Genomic DNA, 25,756 nt, shown 5'->3' on the forward strand with positions numbered 1-25,756 from the left:
GACTCGCATCAAGCGGTTCGGCGACCCGATGTTCGGGCAGGCCTCATCCGCGTTCAGGCAGTCCTCCGACCCTCTGCCGGAACTGCCGTGCCACCGGGCTGTCCTTCCAGACCACCGCCCTGCCCTCGTCGATCGCTGCACGCCCGTAGACGATCCAGGCGTCGCACACGGTGCCGATGGGCTCGATCACCTCGAAGCGCTCGGCGCGCGATGCCGCGAACGATGCGAAGACGATACCGGCACCGTAGCGGCCTTCTTCCAGGCCCGACTGGACTGCAAGCACCGTGGGTTCGTGGACCACATCCGGCCAGGCGCTCAGGTCCGCATAGCTTTGCGTGGCAGGCTGCACGCCCACCTTGCCCGCGCCTTCCCTGCCGTCCCTGGCTTGCACGAGCGCCATCGGCTGGCTGGGAGAGATGAAGGCATCGACCACCGCCATCTCCCTGCGGTAGGTGCCCGTGATCTCCGCCGCCGCGGGATGCACGGCACATTGCAGCAGGTAGTGGGCCTCACCGGCGATCAATGCGCGCGCGCCGCTGTGGAAGTCGTCGAACAGCGTGATGCGCGCGGCATGGGCGAGGCCGTGCGCGGCAAGATACTGCCCGAGGACGAAGTGATGGTTGCTGCCCCGCGGGCCCAGTGTCGAAAAGATGATCATGTGCTTCAGCGGCAAGGCAAGATGGCCAGGGGATGGTCGCTCACGGCGATTTGCCTTGCCAGGCCTGCGGCATCGGGAAGGCCGCAGGCACTGTCTCGGCCGGCTCGTGACCCAGTGAAGGATGCGCGCGCTCATTCAGAGGTCGCGGGTGCGCCGATGATCTCGTCCTCCAGCCTGCAGGTCTCCGCGATGATGAGTTCATAGAGGGCATGCAGGAACGCCGGGCTCATGCCGTGCTCGGCGGCGAAGGCGGCCGCGCGCGCCTGGACCACGCCGATGCGCTGGGGCTGCATCATCGGGATCGCGTGATCGCGCTTGTGCAGCCCGATGCGGCAGCAGCAGTCCAGCCGTTGCCTCAGGGTCTCGAGCAGGGTCCTGTCCAGGCCGTCGAGTTCGTCGCGCAGCGACTGCAGGATGCGCTCGGCGGCATCGTGGCTGCCCACAGGAAGCGGGATGGCGTCGTGGACCGTGGTCATGCGGTCGTCTTGCCCGTGCGGGCGCTGTTGTTCCGAGTTCATGAAAGCGCTCCTCATTCCAGCTTGATGCCCTGGCTGGCGATGATCTGGGCAAGCGCCGCCGTATCGGCTTTCACCCGGTGGACCAGCGCCTCGCCCGATATCCCCACGGCCTCGTAGCCGTGCTGGAAGAGCTTCTGCTGCACCTGCGGCGAGCGGATGATTTCCGCGAGGACCTCGTTCAGGCGCCGCGCGATGGGAGGCGGCAGGCTGGCAGGCGCTGCGGCTGCGGTCCAGATCTCGAGCTCGAAGCCCTTCAGCCCCGCTTCCTGCAGGCTCGGGTAGTCCGGCACGAGCGCCGATCGGCGCGCCGAGGTCACGCCGATCGCACGCAGCTTGCCGGCCTTGACCTGGGGTTCGGCAAGGCCCGGCGGCAGCAGTGCGAGCTGCAGCTGCCCGCTGGCCAGGCCGGTGATGACCTGTGGGTTGCCCTGGTAGGGCACATGCACGGCGCCGATGCCTGTGCGGGCCTTCAGGAGTTCCATGCCGAGGTGGCCGATCGTGCCGATGCCGGGCGTCCCGTAGCTCCACTGGCTGCCGGCCGCACGCGCTGCGTCGAGGAAGCCCCGTGCATCGGTCTTCACGACCTCCGGCGCCGCGGCGAGCACCAGGGGCGCCGTGCAGATGATGCTCAGGGGCATCAGGTCCTTCTGCGGGTCATAGGAGATCGACGGATTCAGCACCTTGGCAATGGTCATGTTGCCGTTGATGAGAATGCCGACCGTGTGCCTGTCGGTGGACTTCGCGACGACGTCCGCCGCGATGTTGCCGCTGGCACCGGGTCGGTTCTCGACGATCACGGGCTGGCCCAGCGCCTTCGCCAACGGTTCGGCAAGCACACGCGCCACGAAGTCGGGCGAGGAGCCGCCGCCAAAGCCCACAACCAGGCGCAGCGGCCGCGTCGGCCAGTTCAGCGCCTCGCCGGGAGGACCCGAGGCGCCCGAGGATCGGGCATCGGCGCGCGCCGCGCTGGAGGCCTGCGCGCAGGCCGTGCCGGCGCACACGAGTGCGCCGACCAGACACAGCAGGCGAGTGAAAGGCGATCGAGTCAGGAGGAAAGACATGGTGATGGAAGTTGGGAACGGGGGCGTCAGTCTTTCCTCGACCGCTCCCCCGATCAACTCCTGCCTGGTGCGCAAGAAGCTGCGCATCAGCGCCGCGCTGCGCAGGCCCTGTCTGCCGGCGGACAGCGCACGATCCTGGCCACGGTGCACTTGCCTGTGGTGCAAGTTCACTGCCAAACGCAAATGCGTGGCCGATGCATGCAGACATGCCGGAGCGCGCTCCCGTGGCCACCGAACGCCACGCGTGCTCCCGCGCGAGCGTTTGCCCGATCAGGGTTTCGACAGGTACATCGACGTGGTGGTGGACGACGCGTGGCCCAGGTTGTTCTGCACCACCGCCAAGGACACCGGCGCACGCCCTTCCCTTCCGCGCAGGGCATGGGCCCCATGGGAATGCCGCAGCCAGTGCGTGCTGGCCTTTCTCAATTGCGCGGCATCGGCCGCGCCCAGACCCTGCGCGGCGCGCGCGAGGAATGCCTTGATGGCCTGGTACAGCCCCGAGGACGACCAGCCGGCGGGATGCTCGGCGCCCCCACCGAAGCGCGCGAGCAGCGGAACGCCGTGGTTGCCGGGTGCATTCACCTGCCGGTCGAAGCCGTGGCGCGCCAGCTCCAGGCCGAACTCGTCGACCAGCTCGACGGGCACCGCGACCTCGCGGCGCCCGCCACGCTTGCCGGTCACCGACAGCAGCCAGTCGCTGCAACCGAGCCCGTCGGCGGTCGACGGCATTCCCGGTCGCAGGTCTTCGCAGCGCACGCCGGTGATCTCGGCCAGGCGCAGGCCCGTCGCATACAACCAGCGCATGCCCCGGCGCAGACGCCGGCCGGCCTCGGTGTCCACGTGGACCTGCAGCAGCGCATCGATGTGATCCCACTGTGCAAAGCTCAGCGTGCGATTCGCCCCGAGCCGGCCCTGCGCATCCGCCGGCAAGGCGGATTGCGCAAAGGGGTTGCCCACCACGTAGCCCTGCACCACCAGGAAGGCGAACAGGCTTCGAAGAATGATCAGCGTCTGGCGCAGCGCCACCGGCGTCAGCGCACCTTCGAGCGGCCTCCACATCGGTGACCAGCGCTGGTGGTGGCGCGCGCCGCACCACTCGGCGGGAGGCTCCCCGAGAAAGGCCTGGTAGGCCTGCGCATCCTCGCTGGTGAGGGAGGACAAGGCCTTGCCGCGCTCGAGCACCGCCCAGAGCAGCAGCCGCTCCGCCTCCTTGCGGTACGAGCGTTGCGTGGACGTCAGCGGCGCCTGCGCGGGCCCGGCGCGCCCCTTCGAGGCGAGCCACGCGCCCACGGCCTCATGGTCGTCGGTCGCCGCAAGCCGACAGACCTCCCGCGGGGCACGGCAGGTACCCGCGCGACCATCCAGGTTCGCGGGCAGCACGAATTTCTCGTAAGGCACCAATGCGGTGGCTGCCGGAACCACCGATGCCAGGGCGGATGGATTCAGCTGCGCACGCGGCGCGGCGGCGTGCGCGCCCACCCGCAGGCCCAGCACCTGCTCGTGGGCATGCAGCCAGTCCATGATCCGCGTGGCCTTGCGCTGTCCGACGCCCGGCACCGGGACCCACCAGCGCGCCCCGGCACCGTTGATGCGCGCCACCAGCGCGGCCAGCGTCAAAAGCCCTGCACGCTCCAGCCGCGCGGCCAGCACGGGATTCAGCCAGGCGGACACGCCGTCGGCCGGGCGCGGATCCTGGGCGACCAGGCGCTCCAGCCAGTGCAGCGCCTCGAGCTGGCGCTCGATGACGCGCGCGCGCCGGGAGGGCTGGCCGCGGCCCCGGCCCGACGCCCCGCCGCCTTGCGGGAAGGCCGCTTCGTAGGCCTCGACCTGCTCCGCCTCCGAGAAATCCTCCAGGCCCTGGGCTTGCGCGAACTCGGCCAGGCTCGGCAGCGCCGGGGGGGCCGTGAAGCGCTCGGGATCGAGCAGGATCAGACGCGCCGTGCCGGGTCTGCGTTCGCGACGCGCGGCCGCGGCGAAGGCATCCCGGATCCAGGCGATCGTGCGACGCACGGTGCGCAGATCGACATGCTCGCCCTCCAGCCGCAGGTAGCGCTCCCAGCTGGCGCGTTCGTCGACGCCCTGCGCAAGCGCACGCATGAAGGCGAAGTGGCCGCGATGAAGCTTGCGCGGGGACGTTTTCTTCACGGTGAAGGGGGCGACCCGGGCCCCGGCGAGGACTGCCAGAACTTCCACCAGCGGCGCGGCGCGACCACAGGCTGCGGCAGTTGCTGGGCGCGGCTGACACGCGCGCGCTGGCGCCATTCGACTTCCAGCGCATGGGCCACGCCGTAGGCCTGCTTCGTGCCGCGCGAGGCGCGGGCCCGCCACTCGATGGCCAGGCGCTCAAGCACTTCGTCATCCAGTCCGGCCAGTTCCTCCGGACTCGGAACGGGGTGGCGGCTCATCGGCTCATGTCCCCTGCCCGGCGCCGGGCAGCGGCTCGGCCCCCGCCGATCGGACCGGGATGCTGACCTCCGAAATCGCCCGCGCGACCGCGGCTGCCTGGCCGCTCAACTGCGGTCATCCCCCTGCAAATCATCGTGCTCACTGAGACCCTCATTGTGTTGTTTGCCTTCAATGCTACCGGTGCGCCAGGCGCGAACACGGGGAAGGCCAGCATGCTGGCCTTCCCAATTTCCACTCCCTGTCTGGATCCGTCTCATCCGAAGAGAGATCCAGACTCACATAATCATCAATGATAATTTGCGATGTCGACGAGCGCAAATTCGAGAAGGCAGGCTCAGGATCGCGCGCAAGTGATTGATTCAGAATGACTTTTCCCAAGCCGCCATGCGCCGGGCAAGTACGGTGGAATGCGCTTGCGCCGTCGTGTTGAGCATTTGGCTTCGGTCTTCGCCGTAAGTGGCCGCTCGCATTGAATATTCCGGGGCGTCTCTTCATCGAACCGCCGGGCTTGGGCCGCGACGCTATCGCCCCGGCACCCGGACTTGCCTATCGCGACGCGGGACCCGCCTCCCAACCCAGGGCTATCAGCCTGATGCTTCTGTCGACAAAACGAAGGCCCGTCCTCGGCATCCGCCGTCCGCATGGGCCCCCTTGAATGGGGTCGACAACCTGGATCACGCCCCTTGCTGTCCCGGCTTTCATCAGGGCACCCGCCCCGCCACTGTGCGACTGATTGGGAATTGGGATCCGGATGCTCCATGGAAGTGAGTACAAGCTTTCTAAATGCAGTTTCTCAAGCACGCCCGGCTGAGCTGTGAATCGCATGAGGCACTGGACTCGATCTTCCCAGGACAGAGGCTGTGCCGAGGGAAGCGACTCGGGCCGATTCAACGTCGGCATTCAGACGTAAGGAGGAAGACGACATTGGGGCCAGAGAATCCTCCCGCCTCCCCTCCCCTTGCCGCTGTGAGCACCATTTCCCAATGGTGCTCACATGACCGGCCGCGCGCTTGCGCTAGCCGAGCAGCCGGACCTTCTGCAGCGTCTCGGCCATGGACTTCAGCAAAGCGTCCGACGCAAGTTCGGACACGGCACCCGGCAGCAGGGTCAGCGTGACAGTCCCGTCGGCTGCCCGCACGCAGGCGCCAACCGTCTTGCCGTCGCTCTGGATGGCGAGCTTTTCCGGCTTCGCCGTCACGTCCAGCCCCAGCAGGCGCGCTACAACCGCTGCCGGCGCAAGCTTCAGGCCACGGACCTTCTCCGCGCGCTTCAGGACGCTGCGGCGGTCCTTGTCGAGGGCCGCGTTGAGTTGCTCCGCATGCCGGTGCTGCACTTCCAGCGGACTGCGAAAGCACTCCACCACGGCCGAGGGGAGCTGCGCCACCATCAACGCCTTGCGCACCCAGGTGTGGCTCCTGCCGACTTTCTCGGCCAGCTGGCGCTGGGTCGGGAACAGTTGCTCGTCGAGCGCGCGCTGGTACATCACGCCCTGCTCATACGCAGAGAGATCCGAGCGCTCCCGGTTCTCGCGGTCCATGGCCGTGAACAGCTCGATGTCCCCGAGCTCGTCGAGCCAGATGGCCGCCAGCACCGGGATGCCCAAGTCCAAGCATGCACGGTGGCGCCGGTGTCCAAACACCAGTTCATACTGTCCGGGCTCGCCTGCCACCGGACGCACCAGGATCGGCTGCACGTTGCCGCCGGCCTGCTCGATGTCGGCTTTAAGCCCCGCGAATTCCGCTGTCTCGAACGATGTTGAATGGCGGTTGGCCCAGCGGGAAGCACGGATGATTGCAGGATCGAGCTTGCGTGTCGGCGTCGAGCCATCGTGCTGGCGCAACCGATCGCGCAGGGCGGCCAGCTCGCCCTCCACCGCCTGCATCTGGCCCCGGAAGGCCAGCATCTGGCCTGGACCGGTGCGCGGAGCAAGCGAGCTGGTCTGCGCTGGTGGAAACCTGGTTTCCACCGCGTGCGCGGCAGCAACACCGGGAAGTGATGCCGGAGGCGCAACGATAGCGTGGGCAGTCGGTGCTGCGGCCGGCGTCGGCTCGGGAATCGACAATCCAGCGGTCAGGGCTTCGAGGCGCTTGCGGGTACTAGCCATTGGAACCTCCGAGGCGGTGGAAACCTGGTTTCCAGCCGAGCGCCATGCGCACATGGCGGGATGGGAGCGACGATATCGCGCGCAACGGGCCATGCGGAAACCTGGTTTCCACATGACGTACCAGGTCGGACGCGAGGAAGTGGAAACCAGGTTTCCACACAGCGAACGGACCGAGCATCCGGCCGGACCACGGCGAAGCGGCCCGCAACGGATCACGTGGAAACCAGGTTTCCAGGTGCCGTGACACATCAGACGCTGTTGCGTGGAAACCTGGTTTCCACGCAACGGACAGCACGCGCGCGCGGCGCGACGGAAGCGACGATATCGCCTGCAACAGATCGTGTGGAAACCAGGTTTCCACATGAGGTACCGGGCCAGACGCGAGGAAGTGGAAACCAGGTTTCCACGCAGCGAACGAACCGCGCATTCGGCAGGACCGCGGCGAAACGGCCCGCAACGGATCACGTGGAAACCAGGTTTCCAGGTGCCGTGACACATCAGACGCTGTTGCGTGGAAACCAGGTTTCCACGCAACGGACAGCGCGCGCGCGCGGCGCGACGGAAGCGACGACATCGCCTGCAACAGATCGTGTGGAAACCTGGTTTCCACATGAGGTACCGGGTCAGACGCGAGGAAGTGGAAACCGGGTTTCCACACCGCGAGCGGGCCGTGCATCCGGCAGGGCCGCAGCGAAGCTGCCCGCAACGGATCGCGTGGAAACCTGGTTTCCAGATGCCATGCCGCATCGGACGCAGGCGCGTGGAAACCAGGTTTCCACGCGTCAGCGCAGACCAGTTCGGCGTGGTGCAGTGCGCGACATGGCCACGAAACGGTGGAAACCTGGTTTCCACCCCGCCCCTGCACCCTCTTCAGCTGAAGCGCCAAGGCTCTCATTGCACCTGCGCCTTGTCTGCCCAGCTGCTCACCACAGACTGCTCGACCAGATCAACGAACGCGTCGTAAGCGTCGGAAGCACGCTTGTAGGTCTTCGCAGCCCCCTCATATTTCTGCACGTCATAGACGGTGGCAAACTCGGCCGCCTTGTTGCTGGTCACGCTGGTCTTCGGGATCTCCACCGGCAGCGTGTACTCGCCATAGGTGGCCTGGATCCATTGCCGGACTGCAGGGGTGGCCGGGTCGCTCGGGTCGACCCGGCTGAGCAGCACATGCAGAAAGTCGAAGGCCTTGCCGGCCATGTCGCCACCCTGTGCATCGAGATTGGCGCCCAGATCGGCCAGCAGCGACCAGAACTGCGCCGACGATGCGAAGTCCAGGCCGGACGGAGGCACCGGCACGACGATTCCGTTGGCGGCCCACAGCGCATTGATGGTCACGTAGGAAAGCGACGGAGGCGTGTCGATGATGATCACGTCATAGAGATCACGCACGCTCTCCAGCCCCGCGTTGAGCACATCCCAGAAGCGAGCGTTAGGCTCCTGCATCTGGCGCGCAGGCAGCGCGAACTCGGCCGAGAAAAGGAAGGGGGCCGCAGCCACCAGATCCAGCCCGTCCCAATAGGTCGACCGGATCGCGTAGCGGATATCGGACTGGCTGCCGTCACACAGCGGAGCGATGGTCATGTCCTCGCTGATCTCCGCTTCAGGCAGCAGGCCGTGCAAGGTGGTGAGCGAGCCCTGCGGATCGGTGTCAATGGCCAGCACCCGGTGGCCACGCAAGCTCAGCCCCTGCGCCAGCACCATGGCCGTCGTGGTCTTGGCAACGCCACCCTTGAAATTCCCGACGGCAATGGTGAATGCCTTTTTCCCATCGGGGCGCATCTTGTCGGCGCGGTAGGTGCGGGTCCAGGTGCGCAGTTCGCTGAGTTCGAAGTTGCGCTTGCCGCCCGCCGGCGTCAGCCGCCCGCTTGGCAGATCCTCCTTGGTGATGCGGTAGGCCACATGCGCCTTGTCGACACCGCACAGGGCCGCCAGCTGGGCGGTCGAGTAGATCGGCGCGACCTTGCGTGCTTCCGGCGCCAGCAGGCGGCCGCGGATCTGCTCGACCATCGAGCCGGCACGCACGGCCAGCGCCGCGATGCGCGGCATGTCGATCCGCGCGCGTGCAGAAGAGGGGGAAGGAGAGAGCGGGAGGGGAGGCGTGGAAACCTGGTTTCCAGCGCCGCTGGGAGCGGGCAATGCCATGAAGAACAGCCTTATTCAACAGAATTTGGCCATTCTATGGGATTCCGTCGAATGAACAAGAACCACCTAGAGCCTCGCCATTGAGCCCCTGTCAATTGTGAGAGGGTTTGGGGACCAAGGTGAGGTTCATTGGGATTCTCGTACGGATCAGACGCTCGGGATGGCCGAAATAGATGTCGAACGGACCTGTCGATGGCGTTTGGCGCCCTTGCGACGCGCATTCCGGCACCTTGCACCGCCGCCGCGCGCCCAGCCGCACGATGCATCCCCAGTCCACTCACCTCAAATCCCAACCACTCACACGTCCAACGCCTTCAAATCCCATTCGATCTCACACTCAATCCCAAACCTTCTCACATCAAATCCCAGAGGTCCTCACAGAATCTTCTGCAAGTCCTTGTCAGGCATCGAAAAAGTGCTCCGTCAATTCTTCAATCTCTCCAAGTGTTTCTTTTCAAAGTCTCAAGGGATGCTTCGTGGATTTGTAAATTGACCATTTCACAAAACATCGGCATCATGTGAAACTACAGATCCCTGAAAGAGGCCACATGGAAGACGGCGAAGTTCCGCGACAGCCGCCCAAGCCATCCCCGGCCCCCGACGAGCAAAGCGTCGCGAAGGCCAACGAAGCCATCGCGATCCGTCCCAAGCGCGGTCGCCTGACGCTGCTGTCGCGCCGCATCTACAACGCGTTGCTCTACCACTCGCAGCGTCAGGGTGTGGACGAGCCCGTCTACAAGCTCGCCCTCAGCGAGCTCATCGGCGACGCTCGCTTCAATTCCAACAACACCGAACTGCTGAAGTCCCACCTGCGCGACATGCAGGCGACCACCATCGAATGGTCCACCAGCGGCGCAGGCCTCAAGCGCTGGGTCTCCTCCCAGTTGCTGGGTACCGTCACGATCGAAGAGCAGGGCAGGGGCCGGCCCTGCACGATCACCTGGCGCTACCCGGAAGAAATCCGCGAGCGCCTGGTCAAGCCGCACCAGTACACCCGTGTGTTGCTGGAAATCAGCGGCCAGATGCGCAGTTACCCCGCTGCCGTCCTCTACGAGATAGGGGCTCGTTACCTCTCCTCGCCGAGCCGACTGTCCATGCGCGAGGACGTGCTGTGGTGGGCCGCTGTACTGACCGGGCGAAGCGACATCACGGAAGTCGACTACCGCTTCCTCAAGCGCGACGTGATCAGCAAGGCGTTGGCCGAGATCGACGCCCTCTGCGAGGACTTCAGCCTTGAACTCATCGAGCACAAGCGAGGCCGGCGCATCGAGGAAATCCAGTTCCGTGTCCTTCCCAAGCTTCAGCAGCGCCTGGGCGCTGCCGATGACCCCAGCCGCAACGTCTTCGACCTCGAGCTCGTGGGCAAGCTGATCGCACTGGGCCTCAAACAGGACGAGGCGCAAGACCTGTATGCGACCACCGACGAAGGCCAGTTGCGCGGCACGCTCGAGCACGTCGAGCAGCGGCTTCGCAGCCAGTCCCTGCCGACGCTCAAGTCGCCGGCAGCCTATTTCAAGGATGCGCTGAAGAAGGGATACGCCGGCGTGAAGGGGACGATCGAAATCCCCGAGACAGCGCCCGCGCTGGGCCACGCCCGGCCCGTGACCGCATCCAGCGGCGCGGACCGCATGCATCGCATCCGGGAGCTGTGGGACAACGATCGCATGCAGAAGGCCAAGTCGCTCTACCAGGAGATGCCCGAAGCCATGCAAGCCGAGATGCGGTCGCGCTTCGAGGCAGATCGGCTCGGGCAGATCGCCGCGCCCATCGCCCGGGCCTGGCGCCGCGACGGGCCCGCCAGCCGCATCGCGGCGACCACCTTCCACCGCTGGCTGGCACAGGTCACGTGGCCCGAGGAGCCCTCGGATCGCGTGCTGCTCGACTTCGCGCTGGCCCAGGGCGTCGCGGGCATGTAGCCGCGGCGGTCGGGAAGGGCGCGTCCGACCCGATGCCTCGACACGGCTTCCGCACGACGAATCGAGCAGGCCGAGCCGTCAAAGGGCATCGGTGCGGGTGTCCGTGTGACCCTCGACCGGCAGGAAGAGCCGGTGCCTCAGGCTCCAGATGGTGGTCCCCAGGCGCAGGAGTCGCTCGACGTTGATGTCGTAGGAGCTGCCCCGCGGGTCCTCCCTGGCGATCAGCTCGGCGATGACATCGAGCGCGTCCACGGGCGCGAACCCCAGGCCCGCGCGCCCCATGTCGACGATGGTTGCCAAGATCTCTGTTCTGTTCATTGCAAGGGCAGGGCAGGGGGAAGGCCCTCGAAATCGCTGAAGTGCGAGGGCTGTCGACAGCGAACTCGCGATGCGCCACGCGAACCTGCCTCCGGTTGTTGCTGCCGCCGCGATGCCTGCGACTGGGGCGCGAGGATGCGCCGGGAGGATGCAGGCGGCATGGGGATCGGGTGGAGATTCCGTGAAGGGCGCCGCAGCACCTGCTGCAGCAGCGAGCCGACCCGACGGCGCGTGGTTGTGATCGGGTCCGCAGCCCATGCGGACGTGGCCCGAGCATTTCCCGCATATCGATGCACGATTTACTTATTTAGCGAAAGATGCATCGCTGCCTAGCATCCGGTCTCATTCAACCGGTCATAACAGGTCAGCCGCATGTCTCCCGCCAAGGCACTCGAACCCATCGCCTTTTCTCCTGTGCCCCTCTACACCCAGGTGCGCGAAACGCTGCGCGAGCGCATCCTCGACGGCACCTACGCACCGCATGCGCAACTGCCCTCGGAAAGCGAGATGGTTTCGCTGTTCAAGGTCAGCCGCATCACGGTGCGCCAGGCGCTCAGCGACCTGCAGCGCGAAAACCTGATCTTCAAGATCCCGGGCAAGGGCACCTTCGTCGCCAAGCCCAAGGCCTTCCAGCATCTCGGACAGCTCGAGGGCTTTGCCGAGGCGATGGAGCGCATGGGCTACGAGATCCGCAACCAGGTCACCAGCCACAAGACCGTGCCCGCTTCGCCGCGCGTGGCGCAGCGCCTGGGCCTGGCCGAGGGAAACCCGGTCGCACAGATCAAGCGCGTGCGTCACCTCAACCGCGCTCCGGTGTCCTACGAGGTGACCTACCTCCCGCATGCGATCGGCGAGCGGCTGCGCCAGGCGGACCTGGCCGGGCGCGACATCTTCCTGATCCTGGAGAACGACTACGGCATCGCGCTCGGCCACGCCGACCTGCAGATCGACGCGATGCTGGCCGACGAGGTGCTCGCGCGGGCACTGGTCGTGGCCGAAGGCGCGGCCGTGCTGCGCGTGGAACGCCTGACCTACACGGCCGACGGCGCGCCGCTGGATTTCGAGGACCTCTATTTCCGCGGCGACGCCTTCCAGCACCGGCTTCGCATCGCCCGCGCCATCCCGTCGACCAAGGTGAACCCATGAACATCATCACCCGCACCGTCGATGTGCTGGTCATCGGCGGCGGCACGGCCGGTCCGATGGCCGCCGTCAAGGCGAAGGAAGCCAACCCGGCGCTCGAAGTCCTGCTGCTGGAAAAAGCCAACGTCAAGCGCAGCGGCGCCATCTCGATGGGGATGGACGGCCTGAACAACGCGGTGGTGCCCGGCTTCGCCACCCCCGAGCAGTACGTCAAGGAGATCACGACCGCCAACGATGGCATCGTCAACCAGAAGACCGTGATGGCCTATGCGCGCAACAGCTATTCGATGATCGAGGAGCTCGACCGCTGGGGTGTGAAGTTCGAGAAGGACGAGACCGGCGACTACGCGATGCGCAAGGTCCACCACATGGGCACCTACGTGCTGCCGATGCCCGAGGGCCACAACATCAAGAATGTGCTGTACCGGCGCCTGAAGCGCACGCGCGTGGAGATGTCGCAGCGCCTGGTGGTCACGCGCCTGCTCACCGCGGCCGACGGCAGCATCGCGGGCGCCATGGCCTTCGATTGCCGCACGGCCGAATTCCACGTGATCCGCGCCAAGGCCGTGGTGCTGGCCACCGGTGCCGCCGGACGGCTGGGACTGCCGGCCTCGGGCTACCTCTTCGGTACCTACGAGAACCCGACCAACGCGGGCGACGGCTACAGCATGGCCTACCACGCGGGCGCCGAGCTGTCGGGCATCGAGTGCTTCCAGATCAACCCGCTGATCAAGGACTACAACGGCCCGGCCTGCGCCTATGTGACCGGCCCCTTCGGCGGTCACACCACCAACAACCGGGGCGAGCGCTTCATCGAGTGCGACTACTGGAGCGGCCAGATGATGATGGAGTTCTACAACGAGCTCCAAGGCGGCAACGGACCGGTCTTCCTCAAGCTGAACCACCTGGCCGAGGAAACCATCGCCACCATCGAGCAGATCCTGCACACCAACGAGCGTCCGAGCCGCGGGCGCTTCCACGCGGGGCGCGGCACCGACTACCGCGCGCAGATGGTGGAGATGCACATCTCGGAGATCGGTCTGTGCAGCGGCCATTCGGCCTCGGGTGTGTGGGTGGACGAGCACGCGCGCACCACGGTGGCTGGCCTTCATGCCGCGGGCGACCTGGCCTGCGTGCCGCACAACTACATGCTCGGTGCCTTCGTCTACGGGCGCCTCGCGGGAGAAAGCGCGGCGCGGTACTGCGCAGAAAACGAACTGCCTGTCCTCGACCCACAGCAGGTCGCACGCGAGCACGCACGCGTGAGCGCGCCACTTCTTCGCGGCAGCAACCCGTCCGGGGAGGGCCTGCCGCCTGCGCAGGTCGAATACAAGCTGCGTCGCATGGTCAACGACTACCTGCAGCCGCCCAAGGTGACGCGCAAGATGGAAATCGGCCTCTCGCGCTTCGAGCAGATACACGAGGACCTGCAACGGCTGAGTGCCGCCGGCCCGCACGAACTGATGCGCGCGATGGAGGTGCATGCCATCCGCGACTGCGCCGAGATGGCCGCGCGCGCGTCGCTCTACCGCACCGAAAGCCGCTGGGGCCTCTATCACCACCGCGTGGACTTTCCCGAGCGCAACGACCGCGAGTGGTTCTGCCACACGCAGCTGCAGAAGCGGGGGGAGGCGATGGCGAGCTTCAAGCGGCCCGTCGACCCCTACATCGTGCCGCTCGATGCGCACGAGATGTCGGCCTACCAGCACCTGCGCGTGCCTGGCGCCACCCTCGCGCGCGAGCCTGTCGAGGCCTGAGGCCACCTTCCCCAAGAAAGAGAACAAGAGAGTCCCACATGCCCCTCGCCTTCAATCCCACCAGCGTGCCCGTGCGCGTGGACGAGGACAAGTGCATCGCCCACAAGGGCTGCACCGTCTGCGTGGATGTCTGCCCGCTCGATGTGCTCGCCATCGACCTCAGCAAGGGCAAGGCCTACATGAAGTTCGACGAATGCTGGTACTGCATGCCTTGCGAGAAGGACTGTCCCACCGGCGCGGTCACCGTCGACATCCCCTACCTGCTGCGCTGACCGCGCTGCGGCCGCCGCCTTTCAAGTGCATCAACCGGAGCTATCACGATGAAGACCACGAGAAGACTGGCCCTGTGGGGCGCGACCCTTGGCCTGCTGCTGGCGCTGCCGGCGGCACAGGCCGAGACCATCCGCATCGCCATCGGCACACAGGACACCACCATCAACTGCGCCACCGGCGGCCTGCTGATCCGCGAGCTCAAGCTGCTCGAGAAGTACCTGCCGCGCACCGGCAAGTACAAGGATGCGCAGTACCAGATCGAGTGGAAGAACTTCACCTCCGGGGCACCGCTGACCAACGAGATGGTCGCGGGCAAGCTCGACCTCGGCTCGATGGCCGACTTCCCCGGCAGCTTCAACGGCGCGGCCTTCCAGAAGGCGGGACGCAAGAGCATCTTCATCACCGTGCTGTCCGGCAGCACCACGGGCAGCGGCAACGGCATCGTCGTGCCGAAGGACTCGAAGGTGCAGTCGCTCGCCGAGCTCAAGGGCCGGACCATCTCCGTGCCGTTCGCGTCGACCTCGCACGGCATGCTGCTGCGCGCCGTCCAGGCCCAGGGCTGGGATCCGATGAAGGACGTGAACATCACGACCCAGGCGCCCGAGGTGGCGGGCCCGGCACTGCAGGCCGGCAAGGTCGAGGCGCACGCGGACTTCGTGCCCTTTGCCGAACTCTTTCCGTACCGCGGCTTCGCGCGCAAGATCTACGACGGCTCGCAGGCGAACGCGCCCACGTTCCACGGCAGCCTGGTCGACGAGGACTATGCGAAGAAGTACCCCGAGGTGGTCGTCGCCTACCTGCGCGCGGCGCTCGAGGCCGACCGCCTCGTGGCGGCAGAGCCCGAGAAGTACAGCGAGCTGATCGCCAAGGTCACGGGCATCGAGGCCGAGGTCAACTACCTGTTCCACGGTCCGCTCGGTCTGCAGACGCGCGACCTGAGCTGGAAGCCCGAGTACCGCCAGGCGGTGAAGACTTCGCTCGACACGCTGCGCCTGCTCAAGCGCACCGACAACGACATCGATGCCAATGCCTTCGTGCAGGACGGCTACGTCCGAGCCGCCTTCAAGGAGGCCGGTCTGGACTACGACAGGCAGTTGAAGAACTATGCCCGTGCACCGCTGGTCGCGAAGGACGCCGCGACGGGCAAGCCCATCGCCGATGTGAGCCGCGTGGCGCAGGTCTGGGTGGCCGGCGAGCCGCTGGTGCGGCACTACGCCTCGCCGGAGAACGCTTTCGGCGACCTGCAGAAACTGGAGAGGGCCGGCAAGAAGGCGCGTGTGGTCTATGCGCAGGACCGCAACAGCGGCAACAAGCTGTTGGCGGCTGATGCGTGGTTCGTGCTCGGCGCCAAGGGCGAGGTCGATGCGTTCTTGCTCAAGGAGCAGGCCGAGGGCTGGGCCGCGAAGCATGGCGGCAGGGTGGCCGACTTCGCTGGCGTACGCGCCGCGCTGGCCGGCTGAGCTCCCGCGGGCGGCACGAAACCTCGCGCGCTCACCATGGCCAGCTCCTCCGTCTCCTCATTTGTGCTCCTGCGTGCCGGCCTGCCGCGCGCCGCCTTGCGCACCGTCGCATTGCTCGGCTGCCTGCTCGCGTGGCACCTTGCCACCGTCCAGCGCGTCGATCTGGGCTTCATCACCTTCCGCAACGTGCCTTCACCGCGCGAGGTGGCCGAGTCGGCGTGGGCGCTCGCGCGATCACCGCTGGTGCTGGAGCACCTGGGAGCGAGCCTGCGCCGCGTGTTCATCGGCTTCGGGCTGGCCACCGTGGTGGGTGTGGCGCTGGGCCTGGCCGTCGGCCGCGCGCGCTGGGCCGAGGACACGCTGCTGCCGCCGCTGGAAGTCCTGCGGCCGATCCCTGCGGTGGCGTGGATCCCGCTGGCGATCCTGATGTTTCCGTCCTCGGAGGCTTCGATGGTGTTCATCACCTTCGTGGGGGCGCTGTTTCCCGTGTTGCTCAGCACCGTGCACGGCGTGGAGGCGGTGGACGCGCGTCTCGTCGCGTCGGCGCGCAGCCTGGGCGCGGGCCGCCTGGCGGTGTTTGGCGAGGTCGTCCTGCCCGGCGCGCTGCCAAGCATCGTCACGGGCCTGGCGATCGGCATGGGCACGGCGTGGTTCTGCCTGGTCACGGCCGAGATGATCTCGGGCCAGTTCGGCATCGGCTACTACACGTGGATGTCGTACACGATCCAGAACTACGCCGACATCGTGGTGGGCATGCTCTTCATCGGTGTGCTCGGCATGGGCAGCAGTGCGCTGGTGCGTCGTGCCGGCCAACTGCTGATGCCCTGGCGCGCCGTGCAGGAGGCGAGGCGATGAAGGCGGATGTGAGAGCCGGGCGCATCGCCATCGATCGCCTGCGCGTGCGTCTGGGACACGGCGCCCAGGCCTTCGACGCGGTGCAGGACATCACGCTGGACATCGAACCCGGCGATTTCGTCTGCCTGCTCGGCCCCTCGGGGTGTGGCAAATCGACGCTGCTGGGCGCGCTCGCCGGCCATCTCGCACCTGCCGGCGGTGCGATCCGCGTGGATGGCGAGCCTGTGCGCGGACCGCATCCGGATCGCGGGCTGGTCTTCCAGCAGCACACGCTTTTTCCGTGGAAGAAGGTGTTGGACAACGTCGCCTTCGCACTCAAGATGCAGGGCGTCGGCCGTCGTGAGCGCCATGCAAGGGCGCACGAGATGCTGCGTCTCGTGGGTCTCGACGCCTTCGCAGGCTTCTATCCCTCGCAGCTCTCGGGCGGCATGCAGCAGCGCGCGGAGATCGCGCGGGTGCTCATCAACCATCCGCGCGTGATGTTGATGGACGAACCTTTTGGTGCGCTCGATGCGCAGACCCGCCTCATGATGCAGCGCCAGTTGCTCGACGCCTGGGCGCGCGTGCGCACCACCATCGTCTTCATCACTCACGACATCGACGAGGCGCTGTACCTCGGCGATCGCGTGCTCGTGATGGGCCCCCGGCCGGGCCGCATCGTCGCCGAGTTTGAGCCGGGCTTCGCCCGCCCGCGCGATCCGTCGCTGGTGACGTCGTCCGAATTCACCGCCTTGAAGCGGCACTGCCTGCAGCTGCTGCATCCGCACGCGGCCTCCGGTGCACCACTGGAACGCCTCACGCCGCTCGGTAAGCCCGCCGCCGCCCATCTGCACTTTGCGATCTAGACAAAGAAATGACCCTCCCGATCCTTGACGATTCCGAACTGCAGGCCATTGCTGCGCGACTTGCCTCATCCGATGCCGAAGTGCGTCGCATCGCCGTGATGGACCTTGGCGATCTGGCCGACGAGGCGCACACACCGCTGCTGGCCGCCGCTTTGCGCGATGGCGCACCTGCCGTGCGCGTCGCTGCGGCGCTGGCGCTCGAAACCATGGAGAACCAGGCCGCTGTCCAGGGACTGGTAGAGGTCCTTGATGATCCCGAGGCAGAGGTTCGCGAGGCGGCGGCCCACAGTCTGGCCGAGCTAAAGGATCCGGCCTCGGCCATCTGGTTGCTGCCGCATGCCCACAGCGGCCCGGCGCGCGTGCGCGCCGCGGTGTTGCGCGCCTTGCGCGAACTGCGCGTGCCCGCAAGCGCAGCTCCCGCGCTCGCGGTGTTGCAGACGTCACAGGCACGGGGGGCCGGGGAGGCAGCCGATACGGGCGACGCGGTGGCTTTGCGCCGCGAGGCGATCGGCGTGCTCGGCTACCTGAAGCATTCGGCTGCGCTGCCAGTGCTGGCCGCGCTCGCGGTGGCTGAACCGGTGGATGAGGTGCGTCGTGCCGCAGTGGGGGCGTTGGCCTTCGCGGCGGGCGACACGCAGGCCCGCGCCGCGCTGGAGTCAGCGCTGCGCGATGGGAGCTGGCAGGTCCGGGAAGAGGCGGCCACTGCGCTCGGCAAGTTGCAGCAACCGGCGGCGACGCAGGCGCTGCTGGTGGCGCTGGACGATCCCTACTGGCAGGTTCGCCTGCGTGCAGCGCGCAGTCTCGGCCGGCTGCGCAGCACCGACAGCGTGGCGCCGTTGCTCGCGGCGCTCGAGCACGCCATCAGCAACCTGCGCAAGGAAGCGGCGCTGGCGCTTGGCGAAGTGGGCGACGCGAAGGCATTACCGGGCCTCGAACGCGCGGCGCACGATTCCGATCCCGAAGTGCGCAAGTCCGCCCGACTGGCCATCGCGCAGATCGGTGAGCACCTCGCCGCATCGCATGGCGCCTGAGTCCATCGTCGATCATCGCGTGCGCGCGGCACTGGAGTTCCGCTGGGCGGACGGCGCGCGTCATGTGGTCGCCTATAGGCTGCTGCGCGCGAATTGCCCGTGTGCCGACTGCAAGTCGCGGCGCGCCGCATCGCGCAGCAGCGTCGCGGGTGAGCCATTGCCCGACGAGGGCGTCGAGGTGATGGACATCCATCCGGTCGGCGCCTACGGCGTGCAGCTCGTTTTCAGTGATGGGCATGACAGGGGGATATTCCCCTGGATCTTTCTCAGAACGCTGCTGGCGCGCTTGCTGGATCAGCCCTGCGACACCTGACACAGGCCTCTCGGGCTCTGATCACCCGAACAGCGCGCATGGGTTCGCTCGCATCAGTCGTCGTCGTACCAGTCGTGGTAGTGGTAATGGTTGCTGTGATAGCTGTTGTGCTCGACCCGCAGTGACGTGATCGGTGATGGGTAGGCTGGCGGGGCCGGACGGTAGTAGACCGGCGGCGCGGGACGCAAGAGAACCGGGGGAGGGTAGTACGAAGGCGCGGGAACGACATAGGCCGGCGTCGGCTCGTAGAAGATTGGCGCCGGTGCTACGACAGCAGGCGCAGGTACGCTGATGCCGAATGACCAGCTCACACCCGCCGTCGCCGACGTCGCGACCATCAATGCGAAGACAGGCACGGCGGCGGTGCGCATGTGTTTTGTGAAGCCATTCAAGAACATGGAAATCTCCAACATGGGGAATTCGCTCCCCTGGGAATCCGAGGTACGGGCTGTGCCTCTGTTCCGGTCGGATGAACCGGTGAGATCCTGGGCATGTTTATGGCGTGTGTTGGTAGAGAAGCGGCGGGGCTTTCATCGAGATCCAGTGAAGATCGGTCGTGGGATTGGCGATGAACGGGAAGCGTGCTCCAACGCGGCTCACTGCCAAGCACCTGACGGCTGGGGAAGCTGAGTCTGGCACCGTTGGACGATCTGGTCCATCGATTGCTAGAGGACATTCGCCGCGATGAACCCGATGCGTCGCTTCGGTGACTCTGTGCAAGGAGTCCGGCAAGAAGCAGATCACTACCGGGCGATAGAGTCGGCCACGCACGGTTCCCTCAACTCTTTTTCTGCAACTCCTGCGATCAACATGAACCTTCGACGCCATATCTGCGCCTTCCTTCTCGGAGCCTCCTTCGTCGGGGCGCATGCACAGAGCGCGACATCCGCGGCGCCTGCCTCGCTGCTGTCGCAGGCCCTGGCCCTGTCCGACGGTGTGCAGCCGCAGGTGGTCGAGTGGCGCCGGCACATCCACCAGAACCCTGAGCTGGCCTACCAGGAGACCGGTACAGCGAAGTACATCGCTCAGGCGCTGGCCGGCATGCCCGGCCTGGAGGTCAGGACCGGGATCGCCGGTACCGGCATCAAGGCCGTGCTGCGCGGTGCGCAACCGGGCCCCGTGGTGGCGCTGCGCGCGGACATGGATGCGCTGCCCGTCGAGGAGCGCAACGACCTGCCTTTCAAGTCCACGGCCAAGGCGGACTGGCTGGGAAAGCCGGTTGCGGTGTCGCACGTCTGCGGACATGACTCGCACGTCGCCATGCTGTTGGGCGCGGCCAAGGTGCTGTCCTCGCTGCGCGAGCAACTCGCCGGCACGGTGGTCTTCATCTTCCAGCCGGCCGAGGAAATTGGCCCGGGGCTGGGCAAGTCCAGTGGCGCCATGGCCATGGTGCGCGAGGGCGTGCTCGACAACCCGAAGGTTGATGTCGTGCTCGGCCAGCACATCAGCAACCAGGCGCCTTCCGGCACGATCCGCTACAGGCCAGGCCCGATGCTGGCCAGCATCGACGTGTTCAACATCAAGTTCAAGGGCACGGGCGGGCATGGCGCCGCGCCATGGGCCTCGAACACGCCCATGCTGGCGGCGGCCGAGACGGTGCTGGGCCTGCAGAACATCGTGAGCCACCGGCTCAATCCGACCATCGACGGCGGGCAGACGATCGTGACCACCGGCATGCTGCAAAGCGGCAACCGCTTCAACGTGCTGCCCGAGACGGCCGAGATCGCCGGCACGATCCGCGCGCTCTCGACGACGAACCAGAAGATCGCTCAGGAGGAGATCCGCCGCCGCGCCACCGGCATCGCGGCCAGCTACGGCGTGCAGGCGGATGTGAAGATCGACAGCGGCGACGGCTACGAGGTGCTGGTCAACGACCGCGACGCCACGCTCTCGCTGGTGGGAGCCTTCGGTGCCGCTGCCGGCGGTGCCGCGAAGGTGAGCCAGATGCCGGCCTCCATGGGATCGGAGGATTTCGGGGCCTTCGGCTCGACCGGCGTGCCGGTCGTGTTCTGGATGCTGAACGCTTCGCCGATGGGCGAAAAGGACGGGCCGGTGAACCATTCGCCGCTGTTCCAGATTGACGAGTCGGCGATGCGCGTGGGCGTTCGTGCGCTGACTGCTGCGACACTTTCTCAACTGGCCAGTGCGCGGCTTCAGGGGCGCTGAACGTCTTGCAGCGGCACTCGGGGCATTGGAGTCGTCGGCTGCGCCATCAGATCCGGTGTTGCTCCTCGACGATTCGTTTCAGGATCGGAAGTGTCGCGCGCCAGTAGAACGCGACGTGGTTCCAGCCTGAGTCCTCACCGATCTCCCAGTCCTTTCCGCGGCGTAGAGGGGAGGGCGGCACCTGATGGCTGACCCTCAGGACCGTTTCGGCGCCCTCAACCTCGAGCGTGATCGTGATCGATGAATAGGATTCGGGAACGTCAGGCAGACCGGAAACCCTGGACCAATAGGTGTACTGAAGTAGCGAGGGCGATCGCACCTGGATCACCTGCCCCTTGTCCCGATACCGCGCTGTCCCGATGATCGCTTCTATTTCGATGGGACTGCCGGGCTGCCAGTCGGTCTTGAAATGCGCATTGCGCCATTTCTCCCCGGCATCGGGATCCGTGAGTGCGCCCCAGACATCCCGAGGTTCGGCCTCAATGCGGATGGATTGCATGACTGTTCGGAAGGGCATGGTTCTGCTGTCCAGATGAGGGCCTCGGAATTTTCCCCGGGAAACATCGCAGCCGAAGACCTTGCGTGCAAGGAGCCCGCCCAGGCCGCCTGTTTCCGGCCCTACAAATACGGGCCGCTCGCCAATACGGAGCTGGTGATCAGGCCGAGGAACGTCCAAATGACCTTCAACGGAAGTCCACCGTAGTCGCCGAAGTGAAGCGGCTGCGACAGAAGCAGGGAACTCAGGTCCCAGGCAAGGCGTGCTTTGCGCAGGGCTCGCCAGTTTGCGCGTCGATCATCATGGGCGTCAGCAGCCGTGCAGTCAGTGGTGAGTTGCCGCGCACGGAAGCCATGTAGTGATGCGGCGATGAGAAGGGGTTGCCTGGAAAGTCGATGAACGAGATGTCCGTTCCGGGCGCCGCGGCCAACGCCGCGTCGGCCGTCCGCTGCACGATGCCCGCGAGGTTGTGCATGTCTAGCCAGTAGAGCCGCCGCATGCCAATGCCGCATGGGGAAATCGCGGCGCTCCTCTCATCAGAACGGCAATCTCCTGACGCGAGAAGGAGCGTCATTGCGTGTCACGCAACAGAAGGTGTGCCGTTCGAACGGCGGCGGGGCACTCGCGACGTTCCACGAATTGCACTTGGCGAAGGTCTTGCTGGAGACCCGGGCGTGCGAAACACTGTCCGCAGCCGAAGGGCATCAACCCGGCCTACATCCGCCCTCCAACTTTCAGCCTGTCACCATGCCGAAGCTCAGAGCCGTCAATGCCGTTGCCTGTGGGCTGATCGTCGTCGGGAATTCTCTGAACCTTGCCGTGGCCGGCCCGATCGGCTACCTGGGGCCGGCGGGGAGTTGGACGCACCAGGCTTGCCTGGACCTGTTCGGTGGCCGGGACCTTGTGCCGCTCGCGCGCGACCAGCTGTTCAGGAGCTATGCCGACAGGAAAGTGGAGCGCGCCTGCGTGCCCGTCACGACCTCCGTGGTTGGCGTGACGCCCTACCTCGACGCGGTGCTCGACCTGCCCGAGGTGACCATCGTCGCCGAGTACCCGAAGATGCTCGGATACAGCCTGCTGGCCAAGCCAGGGACGAAGCGCGAGGACATTGCGTCGGTCCACGCGCATCCTGTGGCCTTCGAGGAGGTCAAGCCGTGGCTGGAGCAGGAGATGCCTCAAGTGCGTCGCGTCGAAGCGGCCAGCGGGGGCGCGGCCGCACAGGCCGTTGCGCGCAGTTCCGCGCTCGATGCCGCATCGTTCGGGCCGAGGGTCGGGGCCGACATCTATCAACTCGTCTCACTGGTCGACGGCATCGAGGAGGGGCCTCATAACGTCACGCGCTGGTGGGTGCTCGGCCGGCAGATGCCGGCGCCTACCGGGCACGACAAGACCTCCTTGCTGGTCAATGCCTCGGATGCCAGCCTGTCAGGCATCCTGGCAACGTTCAGCGAAGCGGGCGTGCAGGTCCTGACGATCTACGAGCGTCCGAGCAAGAAATCACTGGATACGCACCGCTATCTGGTCGAGGTGGCGGGGCATGCCAAGCAGGGTGCGCTGGAGGTCTTTCTGGAGGCACATCGGGAGCTTCGCGTCCTCGGTTCCTATCCGCGGCGCTGACCCCGGGTGCATGCATCGCATGGATGCGCTCTCGGAAGAGTCTCAGCGTCGTCGTGCGATCAGGGCGCGGCGCCCCGACCCACGATCGTCCGCGGCGTGATGAACACCAGCATCTCGACCTTGTTCAATGTGTGTGAGCGCTTTCGAAACAGTGTGCCCAGGTAGGGCGCCTCGCCCAGCACCGGCACGCGCGACTCGTCGTTGATCTCGGTCAGCTCGAAGATGCCGCCGATGACGACCGTGCCGCCGTTTTCCACCAGCACCTCGGTTTTGACGTGCTTGGTGTTGATCGCCGGACCGGCGGAAGTGTTGACGCCGCGCGCGTCCTTGCTCACGTCGAGTGCGAGGATGATGCTGCCCTCGGGCGTGATCTGTGGTGTCACCTCCAGCTTGAGTACGGCCTTGCGGAATGAGACCGAGGTGGCGCCGCTGGACGTGGCCTGCTGGTAGGGGATCTGTTCGCCTTGCTCGATCAGGGCCTTCGTCTGGTCGGCGGTGATCACCCGGGGGCTGGACACCAGCTTGCCTTTGCCTTCTGCCTCGAGCGCCGAGATCTCCAGGTTCAGCATGCGCGTATGGCTCGAGCTGAAGAGGGAGACCGAGAACGTGCCCGGCGCATTTCCCCTGCCGGCACTGCCGGCCGGCAGGTTCACGAAGTTGCGATTGGTGTAGGGCGCGAAGGTGTGGCTGCGGCCCGCGGGGATGGTGCCGATGGAACTGTTCCTCTCGATGACACCGCCGCCCAGCCTGGCGCCCAGCGACTTGCCGAAGGTGTCCGAAGCCTCGACGATGCGCGCTTCGATCAGCACCTGCCGCACCGGTACGTCGAGCTTCCGGATGAACTCGCTCACCTCGGCCAGGCGCACCGGCGTGTCGGTGACGAAGAGCTGGTTGGTGCGGGCCTCGGCCATCGCGCTGCCGCGAGGGCTCAGCAGACGTGTGGCCGAATTGCCGCTGCCACCCGAGGCGACGCTGCTGCCACCCGTCAGGTTCTGCACCACGGCCGCGGCCTTCGCGTAGTTGAGCTGGAACGACTGCGTGCGCAAGGTCACCAGGTTCTCCAGCGAGGCCTGTGCCTCGAGGTCGATCCTTTCCCTGGCGTTGATCTCGTCGCGCGGCGCGACCCACAGCACGCTGCCGTTCTTGCGCATTCCCAGGCCCTTGGCCTGCAGGATGACTTCCAGTGCCTGGTCCCACGGCACGTCCTTGAGCCGCAGCGTGAGGTTGCCGGAGACGGCATCGGAGGCCACCACGTTGAAGCCGGTGAAGTCCGCGATCACCCGCAGCAGAGCACGCACGTCGACGTTCTGGATGTTCAGCGTGAGCTTCTCGCCGGCATAGCCCGTGCCGGGCGTGAGCTTGCCCGGGTCGACCTTGCGCGGGCCGACCTCAATGACGAACTGCTCATCGGTTTGGTAGGCGCTTTGCTCCCAGTCACCGTGCGCGCCGATGGTCAGGCGTACCCGGTCACTCAACTGCTGCGGGTGCACCGTTGCAACGGCCGTGCCGAAGTCGGACACGTCGAGACGGCGCCGCAGTCCTTCTGGCAACGAGGCCCCTATGAAATCGGCCACCAGCGCCGAGCCCTCGCGCCGCACGTCCACGCCAAGCTGGCTGCTGCCCATGGCCACGACGATGCGGCCCGCCCCATCGTCGCCGCGACGAAAGTCGATGTCTTGCAGTGGCGTGATGCCGCGAAGGCGGTTCCCCGCGAACTCCGCAAGGGGCCGGGTCTTCGGTGGCTGGTCCGCACCCGATTGCAGCGACACCAGCAATGAGCGGCCCTGGATTTCCGCCTCGTAGGTGGCCGCATGCCGCAGGCTCAGTACCACGCGCGTGCGCTCGTCAGCCTGCACCACATTGGCGGCGCGAAGGTTGCCCAGATCGAAGGCAATGGCCGAACGACCCACCGCGCTGGCCACCCCCGGGAAATCCAGTGCGATGCGGGCCGGCGAATGTACGACGAAGCCAACGGGCAGTGCCTTGAGCGGGTGCGTGAAATCGATGCGCACCAAATCCAGCCCGGCCCGCGTCGTGCCGGTGACGGACTCGATGATGTTGTGCTGCGGCGTTTCCATCTGGGCTTGTGCCGCCATCGGAAGCAGTGACGCGAGCAGGGCGCCGATCCACCGCCGCAGGTGCAGGCGCAGACTGGGAGCACTCATCGGGCGTGGGCATGTCTTCATGGGTTCTCCTCCCTCCGCGGGGGTAGCGTGTGAAGCCGTCGCCATTCCCCTGTTGGTGTCCTGCAGATGCGCCGGTCCTGCGGATTGCGTCGCGGCGGAACCTGGCCATGGACCCCGTCAGGGCCCGCGGACCCACCGTTGCCAGCGGCGGTCACCACCGAGTGCCGCGGCGGCGCGACCTCCAACGCGGAAGGCGTCATGAGCCGCCTCCGGAAAGAGGTGCTCCTGTTGCCGGGCAGCCAGCGGGCCGGCATCCCGGCGAATCGGCCGAGGCGCCGCGGTCCGTCAGCTGCCATCCCTCCCGTTCGTGGCCGTGCAGGTGGTAGTGATAGTGGTCGTTCCGATAGACGTCGCCTCCGGAGCGCAGCGCCGCGGCGGAAAAGTGGGATGGCGATGCCGCGCGATGGAGGACTGCGGGTGCAGGCCGTGGAATCGCTGTACCGGAATAGGCAGGTCCCGGCATGCCGTGGATCGGTGCTGGCCCGCTGGAC

General features: G+C 66.5%; 23 protein-coding genes. 11 read left to right on the top strand and 12 right to left on the bottom strand.

Features of this window, described 5'->3' with window-relative positions:
- Window positions 1–43 precede the first annotated feature (43 nt).
- The 7 genes from EJP69_RS19430 to EJP69_RS19460 form a co-directional block, all read right to left on the bottom strand.
- Window positions 44–658: a hypothetical protein gene (locus EJP69_RS19430; protein ID WP_126472148.1), complete on the bottom strand. Its 615-nt coding sequence runs from the start codon at window positions 656–658 to the stop codon at window positions 44–46.
- 131 nt (window positions 659–789) lie between these two features.
- Window positions 790–1,176, bottom strand: coding sequence for a chorismate mutase family protein (locus EJP69_RS19435; protein WP_240652215.1), 387 nt, complete (start codon window positions 1,174–1,176; stop codon window positions 790–792).
- 11 nt (window positions 1,177–1,187) lie between these two features.
- On the bottom strand, window positions 1,188–2,237 hold the full coding sequence (locus EJP69_RS19440) for a Bug family tripartite tricarboxylate transporter substrate binding protein (protein ID WP_240652216.1): 1,050 nt from the start codon (window positions 2,235–2,237) through the stop codon (window positions 1,188–1,190).
- A gap of 270 nt (window positions 2,238–2,507) precedes the next feature.
- A complete protein-coding gene (locus tag EJP69_RS19445) occupies window positions 2,508–4,382 on the bottom strand; it encodes a site-specific integrase (RefSeq protein ID WP_126472149.1) in 1,875 nt (624 codons plus the stop codon).
- On the bottom strand, window positions 4,379–4,588 hold the full coding sequence (locus EJP69_RS19450; protein WP_240652217.1) for a hypothetical protein: 210 nt from the start codon (window positions 4,586–4,588) through the stop codon (window positions 4,379–4,381). The genes EJP69_RS19445 and EJP69_RS19450 overlap by 4 nt, the downstream gene beginning before the upstream one ends.
- 1,070 nt (window positions 4,589–5,658) lie before the next feature.
- Complete coding sequence (locus EJP69_RS19455) at window positions 5,659–6,747, bottom strand: ParB/RepB/Spo0J family partition protein (RefSeq protein WP_126472150.1); 1,089 nt, start codon at window positions 6,745–6,747, stop codon at window positions 5,659–5,661.
- Window positions 6,748–7,638: 891 nt separating this feature from the next.
- Window positions 7,639–8,889 (bottom strand): AAA family ATPase, encoded by a 1,251-nt coding sequence (locus tag EJP69_RS19460; protein WP_093307252.1) that lies wholly within the window; start codon window positions 8,887–8,889, stop codon window positions 7,639–7,641.
- 548 nt (window positions 8,890–9,437) lie between these two features.
- On the opposite strand from EJP69_RS19460, the gene EJP69_RS19465 reads away from it, so the two are divergent.
- Window positions 9,438–10,805, top strand: coding sequence for a replication initiation protein (locus tag EJP69_RS19465; protein WP_093307253.1), 1,368 nt, complete (start codon window positions 9,438–9,440; stop codon window positions 10,803–10,805).
- Window positions 10,806–10,883: 78 nt separating this feature from the next.
- On the opposite strand, the gene EJP69_RS19470 is transcribed toward EJP69_RS19465, so the two are convergent.
- On the bottom strand, window positions 10,884–11,123 hold the full coding sequence (locus EJP69_RS19470; RefSeq protein ID WP_126472151.1) for a hypothetical protein: 240 nt from the start codon (window positions 11,121–11,123) through the stop codon (window positions 10,884–10,886).
- A 372-nt stretch (window positions 11,124–11,495) separates the two neighbouring features.
- On the opposite strand from EJP69_RS19470, the gene EJP69_RS19475 reads away from it, so the two are divergent.
- Genes EJP69_RS19475 through EJP69_RS19510 form a run of 8 tightly spaced genes read left to right on the top strand, consistent with a single transcriptional unit; the run spans window position 11,496 to window position 18,800 of the window.
- Window positions 11,496–12,269, top strand: a complete 774-nt coding sequence (locus tag EJP69_RS19475) for a GntR family transcriptional regulator (protein ID WP_126472152.1) — start codon at window positions 11,496–11,498, stop codon at window positions 12,267–12,269.
- A complete protein-coding gene (locus EJP69_RS19480; RefSeq protein ID WP_126472153.1) occupies window positions 12,266–14,023 on the top strand; it encodes a fumarate reductase/succinate dehydrogenase flavoprotein subunit in 1,758 nt (585 codons plus the stop codon). The genes EJP69_RS19475 and EJP69_RS19480 overlap by 4 nt, the downstream gene beginning before the upstream one ends.
- 38 nt (window positions 14,024–14,061) lie before the next feature.
- Window positions 14,062–14,295, top strand: a complete 234-nt coding sequence (locus EJP69_RS19485; protein WP_018904228.1) for a 4Fe-4S dicluster domain-containing protein — start codon at window positions 14,062–14,064, stop codon at window positions 14,293–14,295.
- A 48-nt stretch (window positions 14,296–14,343) separates the two neighbouring features.
- On the top strand, window positions 14,344–15,756 hold the full coding sequence (locus EJP69_RS19490; protein ID WP_206169357.1) for an ABC transporter substrate-binding protein: 1,413 nt from the start codon (window positions 14,344–14,346) through the stop codon (window positions 15,754–15,756).
- A 36-nt stretch (window positions 15,757–15,792) separates the two neighbouring features.
- On the top strand, window positions 15,793–16,611 hold the full coding sequence (locus EJP69_RS19495; protein WP_126472154.1) for an ABC transporter permease: 819 nt from the start codon (window positions 15,793–15,795) through the stop codon (window positions 16,609–16,611).
- Window positions 16,608–17,456 (top strand): ABC transporter ATP-binding protein, encoded by an 849-nt coding sequence (locus tag EJP69_RS19500; RefSeq protein ID WP_126472155.1) that lies wholly within the window; start codon window positions 16,608–16,610, stop codon window positions 17,454–17,456. The genes EJP69_RS19495 and EJP69_RS19500 overlap by 4 nt, the downstream gene beginning before the upstream one ends.
- A gap of 8 nt (window positions 17,457–17,464) precedes the next feature.
- Window positions 17,465–18,487 (top strand): HEAT repeat domain-containing protein, encoded by a 1,023-nt coding sequence (locus tag EJP69_RS19505; RefSeq protein WP_126472156.1) that lies wholly within the window; start codon window positions 17,465–17,467, stop codon window positions 18,485–18,487.
- Window positions 18,477–18,800 (top strand): DUF971 domain-containing protein, encoded by a 324-nt coding sequence (locus EJP69_RS19510; protein ID WP_126472157.1) that lies wholly within the window; start codon window positions 18,477–18,479, stop codon window positions 18,798–18,800. The genes EJP69_RS19505 and EJP69_RS19510 overlap by 11 nt, the downstream gene beginning before the upstream one ends.
- Window positions 18,801–18,853: 53 nt before the next feature.
- On the opposite strand, the gene EJP69_RS19515 is transcribed toward EJP69_RS19510, so the two are convergent.
- Entirely contained in the window at window positions 18,854–19,213 is a 360-nt protein-coding gene (locus tag EJP69_RS19515; RefSeq protein WP_338067645.1) for a hypothetical protein, read from the bottom strand.
- A 397-nt stretch (window positions 19,214–19,610) separates the two neighbouring features.
- Here EJP69_RS19515 and EJP69_RS19520 point away from each other — a divergent pair, with 397 nt between their 5' ends.
- On the top strand, window positions 19,611–20,966 hold the full coding sequence (locus EJP69_RS19520) for a M20 metallopeptidase family protein (RefSeq protein WP_126472158.1): 1,356 nt from the start codon (window positions 19,611–19,613) through the stop codon (window positions 20,964–20,966).
- Window positions 20,967–21,012: 46 nt separating this feature from the next.
- On the opposite strand, the gene EJP69_RS19525 is transcribed toward EJP69_RS19520, so the two are convergent.
- Together EJP69_RS19525 and EJP69_RS19530 are read right to left on the bottom strand one after the other, a co-directional pair.
- A complete protein-coding gene (locus tag EJP69_RS19525; RefSeq protein ID WP_206169358.1) occupies window positions 21,013–21,465 on the bottom strand; it encodes an SRPBCC domain-containing protein in 453 nt (150 codons plus the stop codon).
- Window positions 21,466–21,584: 119 nt separating this feature from the next.
- Window positions 21,585–21,974, bottom strand: coding sequence for a PepSY domain-containing protein (locus tag EJP69_RS19530; RefSeq protein WP_170217176.1), 390 nt, complete (start codon window positions 21,972–21,974; stop codon window positions 21,585–21,587).
- Between the two features lie 61 nt (window positions 21,975–22,035).
- On the opposite strand from EJP69_RS19530, the gene EJP69_RS19535 reads away from it, so the two are divergent.
- A complete protein-coding gene (locus EJP69_RS19535; protein WP_240652219.1) occupies window positions 22,036–23,079 on the top strand; it encodes a prephenate dehydratase in 1,044 nt (347 codons plus the stop codon).
- A 59-nt stretch (window positions 23,080–23,138) separates the two neighbouring features.
- Here EJP69_RS19535 and EJP69_RS19540 read toward each other — a convergent pair whose 3' ends face one another.
- Window positions 23,139–25,265: a type IV pilus secretin PilQ gene (locus EJP69_RS19540; RefSeq protein ID WP_420824225.1), complete on the bottom strand. Its 2,127-nt coding sequence runs from the start codon at window positions 25,263–25,265 to the stop codon at window positions 23,139–23,141.
- Between the last annotated feature and the right edge of the window lie 491 nt (window positions 25,266–25,756).

The organism is Variovorax gossypii (genome assembly GCF_003965815.1).
Taxonomy (GTDB): Bacteria; Pseudomonadota; Gammaproteobacteria; order Burkholderiales; family Burkholderiaceae_C; genus Variovorax; species Variovorax gossypii.

Bases quoted from the DNA above. Each gene is read 5' to 3' on its own strand.
- EJP69_RS19430 (WP_126472148.1), bottom strand. From the start codon at position 658: ATGATCATCTTTTCGACACTGGGCCCGCGGGGCAGCAACCATCACTTC.
- EJP69_RS19435 (WP_240652215.1), bottom strand. From the start codon at position 1,176: ATGAACTCGGAACAACAGCGCCCGCACGGGCAAGACGACCGCATGACC.
- EJP69_RS19440 (WP_240652216.1), bottom strand. From the start codon at position 2,237: ATGTCTTTCCTCCTGACTCGATCGCCTTTCACTCGCCTGCTGTGTCTG.
- EJP69_RS19455 (WP_126472150.1), bottom strand. From the start codon at position 6,747: ATGGCTAGTACCCGCAAGCGCCTCGAAGCCCTGACCGCTGGATTGTCG.
- EJP69_RS19460 (WP_093307252.1), bottom strand. From the start codon at position 8,889: ATGGCATTGCCCGCTCCCAGCGGCGCTGGAAACCAGGTTTCCACGCCT.
- EJP69_RS19465 (WP_093307253.1), top strand. From the start codon at position 9,438: ATGGAAGACGGCGAAGTTCCGCGACAGCCGCCCAAGCCATCCCCGGCC.
- EJP69_RS19470 (WP_126472151.1), bottom strand. From the start codon at position 11,123: ATGAACAGAACAGAGATCTTGGCAACCATCGTCGACATGGGGCGCGCG.
- EJP69_RS19475 (WP_126472152.1), top strand. From the start codon at position 11,496: ATGTCTCCCGCCAAGGCACTCGAACCCATCGCCTTTTCTCCTGTGCCC.
- EJP69_RS19480 (WP_126472153.1), top strand. From the start codon at position 12,266: ATGAACATCATCACCCGCACCGTCGATGTGCTGGTCATCGGCGGCGGC.
- EJP69_RS19485 (WP_018904228.1), top strand. From the start codon at position 14,062: ATGCCCCTCGCCTTCAATCCCACCAGCGTGCCCGTGCGCGTGGACGAG.
- EJP69_RS19490 (WP_206169357.1), top strand. From the start codon at position 14,344: ATGAAGACCACGAGAAGACTGGCCCTGTGGGGCGCGACCCTTGGCCTG.
- EJP69_RS19495 (WP_126472154.1), top strand. From the start codon at position 15,793: ATGGCCAGCTCCTCCGTCTCCTCATTTGTGCTCCTGCGTGCCGGCCTG.
- EJP69_RS19500 (WP_126472155.1), top strand. From the start codon at position 16,608: ATGAAGGCGGATGTGAGAGCCGGGCGCATCGCCATCGATCGCCTGCGC.
- EJP69_RS19505 (WP_126472156.1), top strand. From the start codon at position 17,465: ATGACCCTCCCGATCCTTGACGATTCCGAACTGCAGGCCATTGCTGCG.
- EJP69_RS19510 (WP_126472157.1), top strand. From the start codon at position 18,477: ATGGCGCCTGAGTCCATCGTCGATCATCGCGTGCGCGCGGCACTGGAG.
- EJP69_RS19515 (WP_338067645.1), bottom strand. From the start codon at position 19,213: ATGTTGGAGATTTCCATGTTCTTGAATGGCTTCACAAAACACATGCGC.
- EJP69_RS19520 (WP_126472158.1), top strand. From the start codon at position 19,611: ATGAACCTTCGACGCCATATCTGCGCCTTCCTTCTCGGAGCCTCCTTC.
- EJP69_RS19525 (WP_206169358.1), bottom strand. From the start codon at position 21,465: ATGCAATCCATCCGCATTGAGGCCGAACCTCGGGATGTCTGGGGCGCA.
- EJP69_RS19530 (WP_170217176.1), bottom strand. From the start codon at position 21,974: ATGCGGCATTGGCATGCGGCGGCTCTACTGGCTAGACATGCACAACCT.
- EJP69_RS19540 (WP_420824225.1), bottom strand. From the start codon at position 25,265: ATGAAGACATGCCCACGCCCGATGAGTGCTCCCAGTCTGCGCCTGCAC.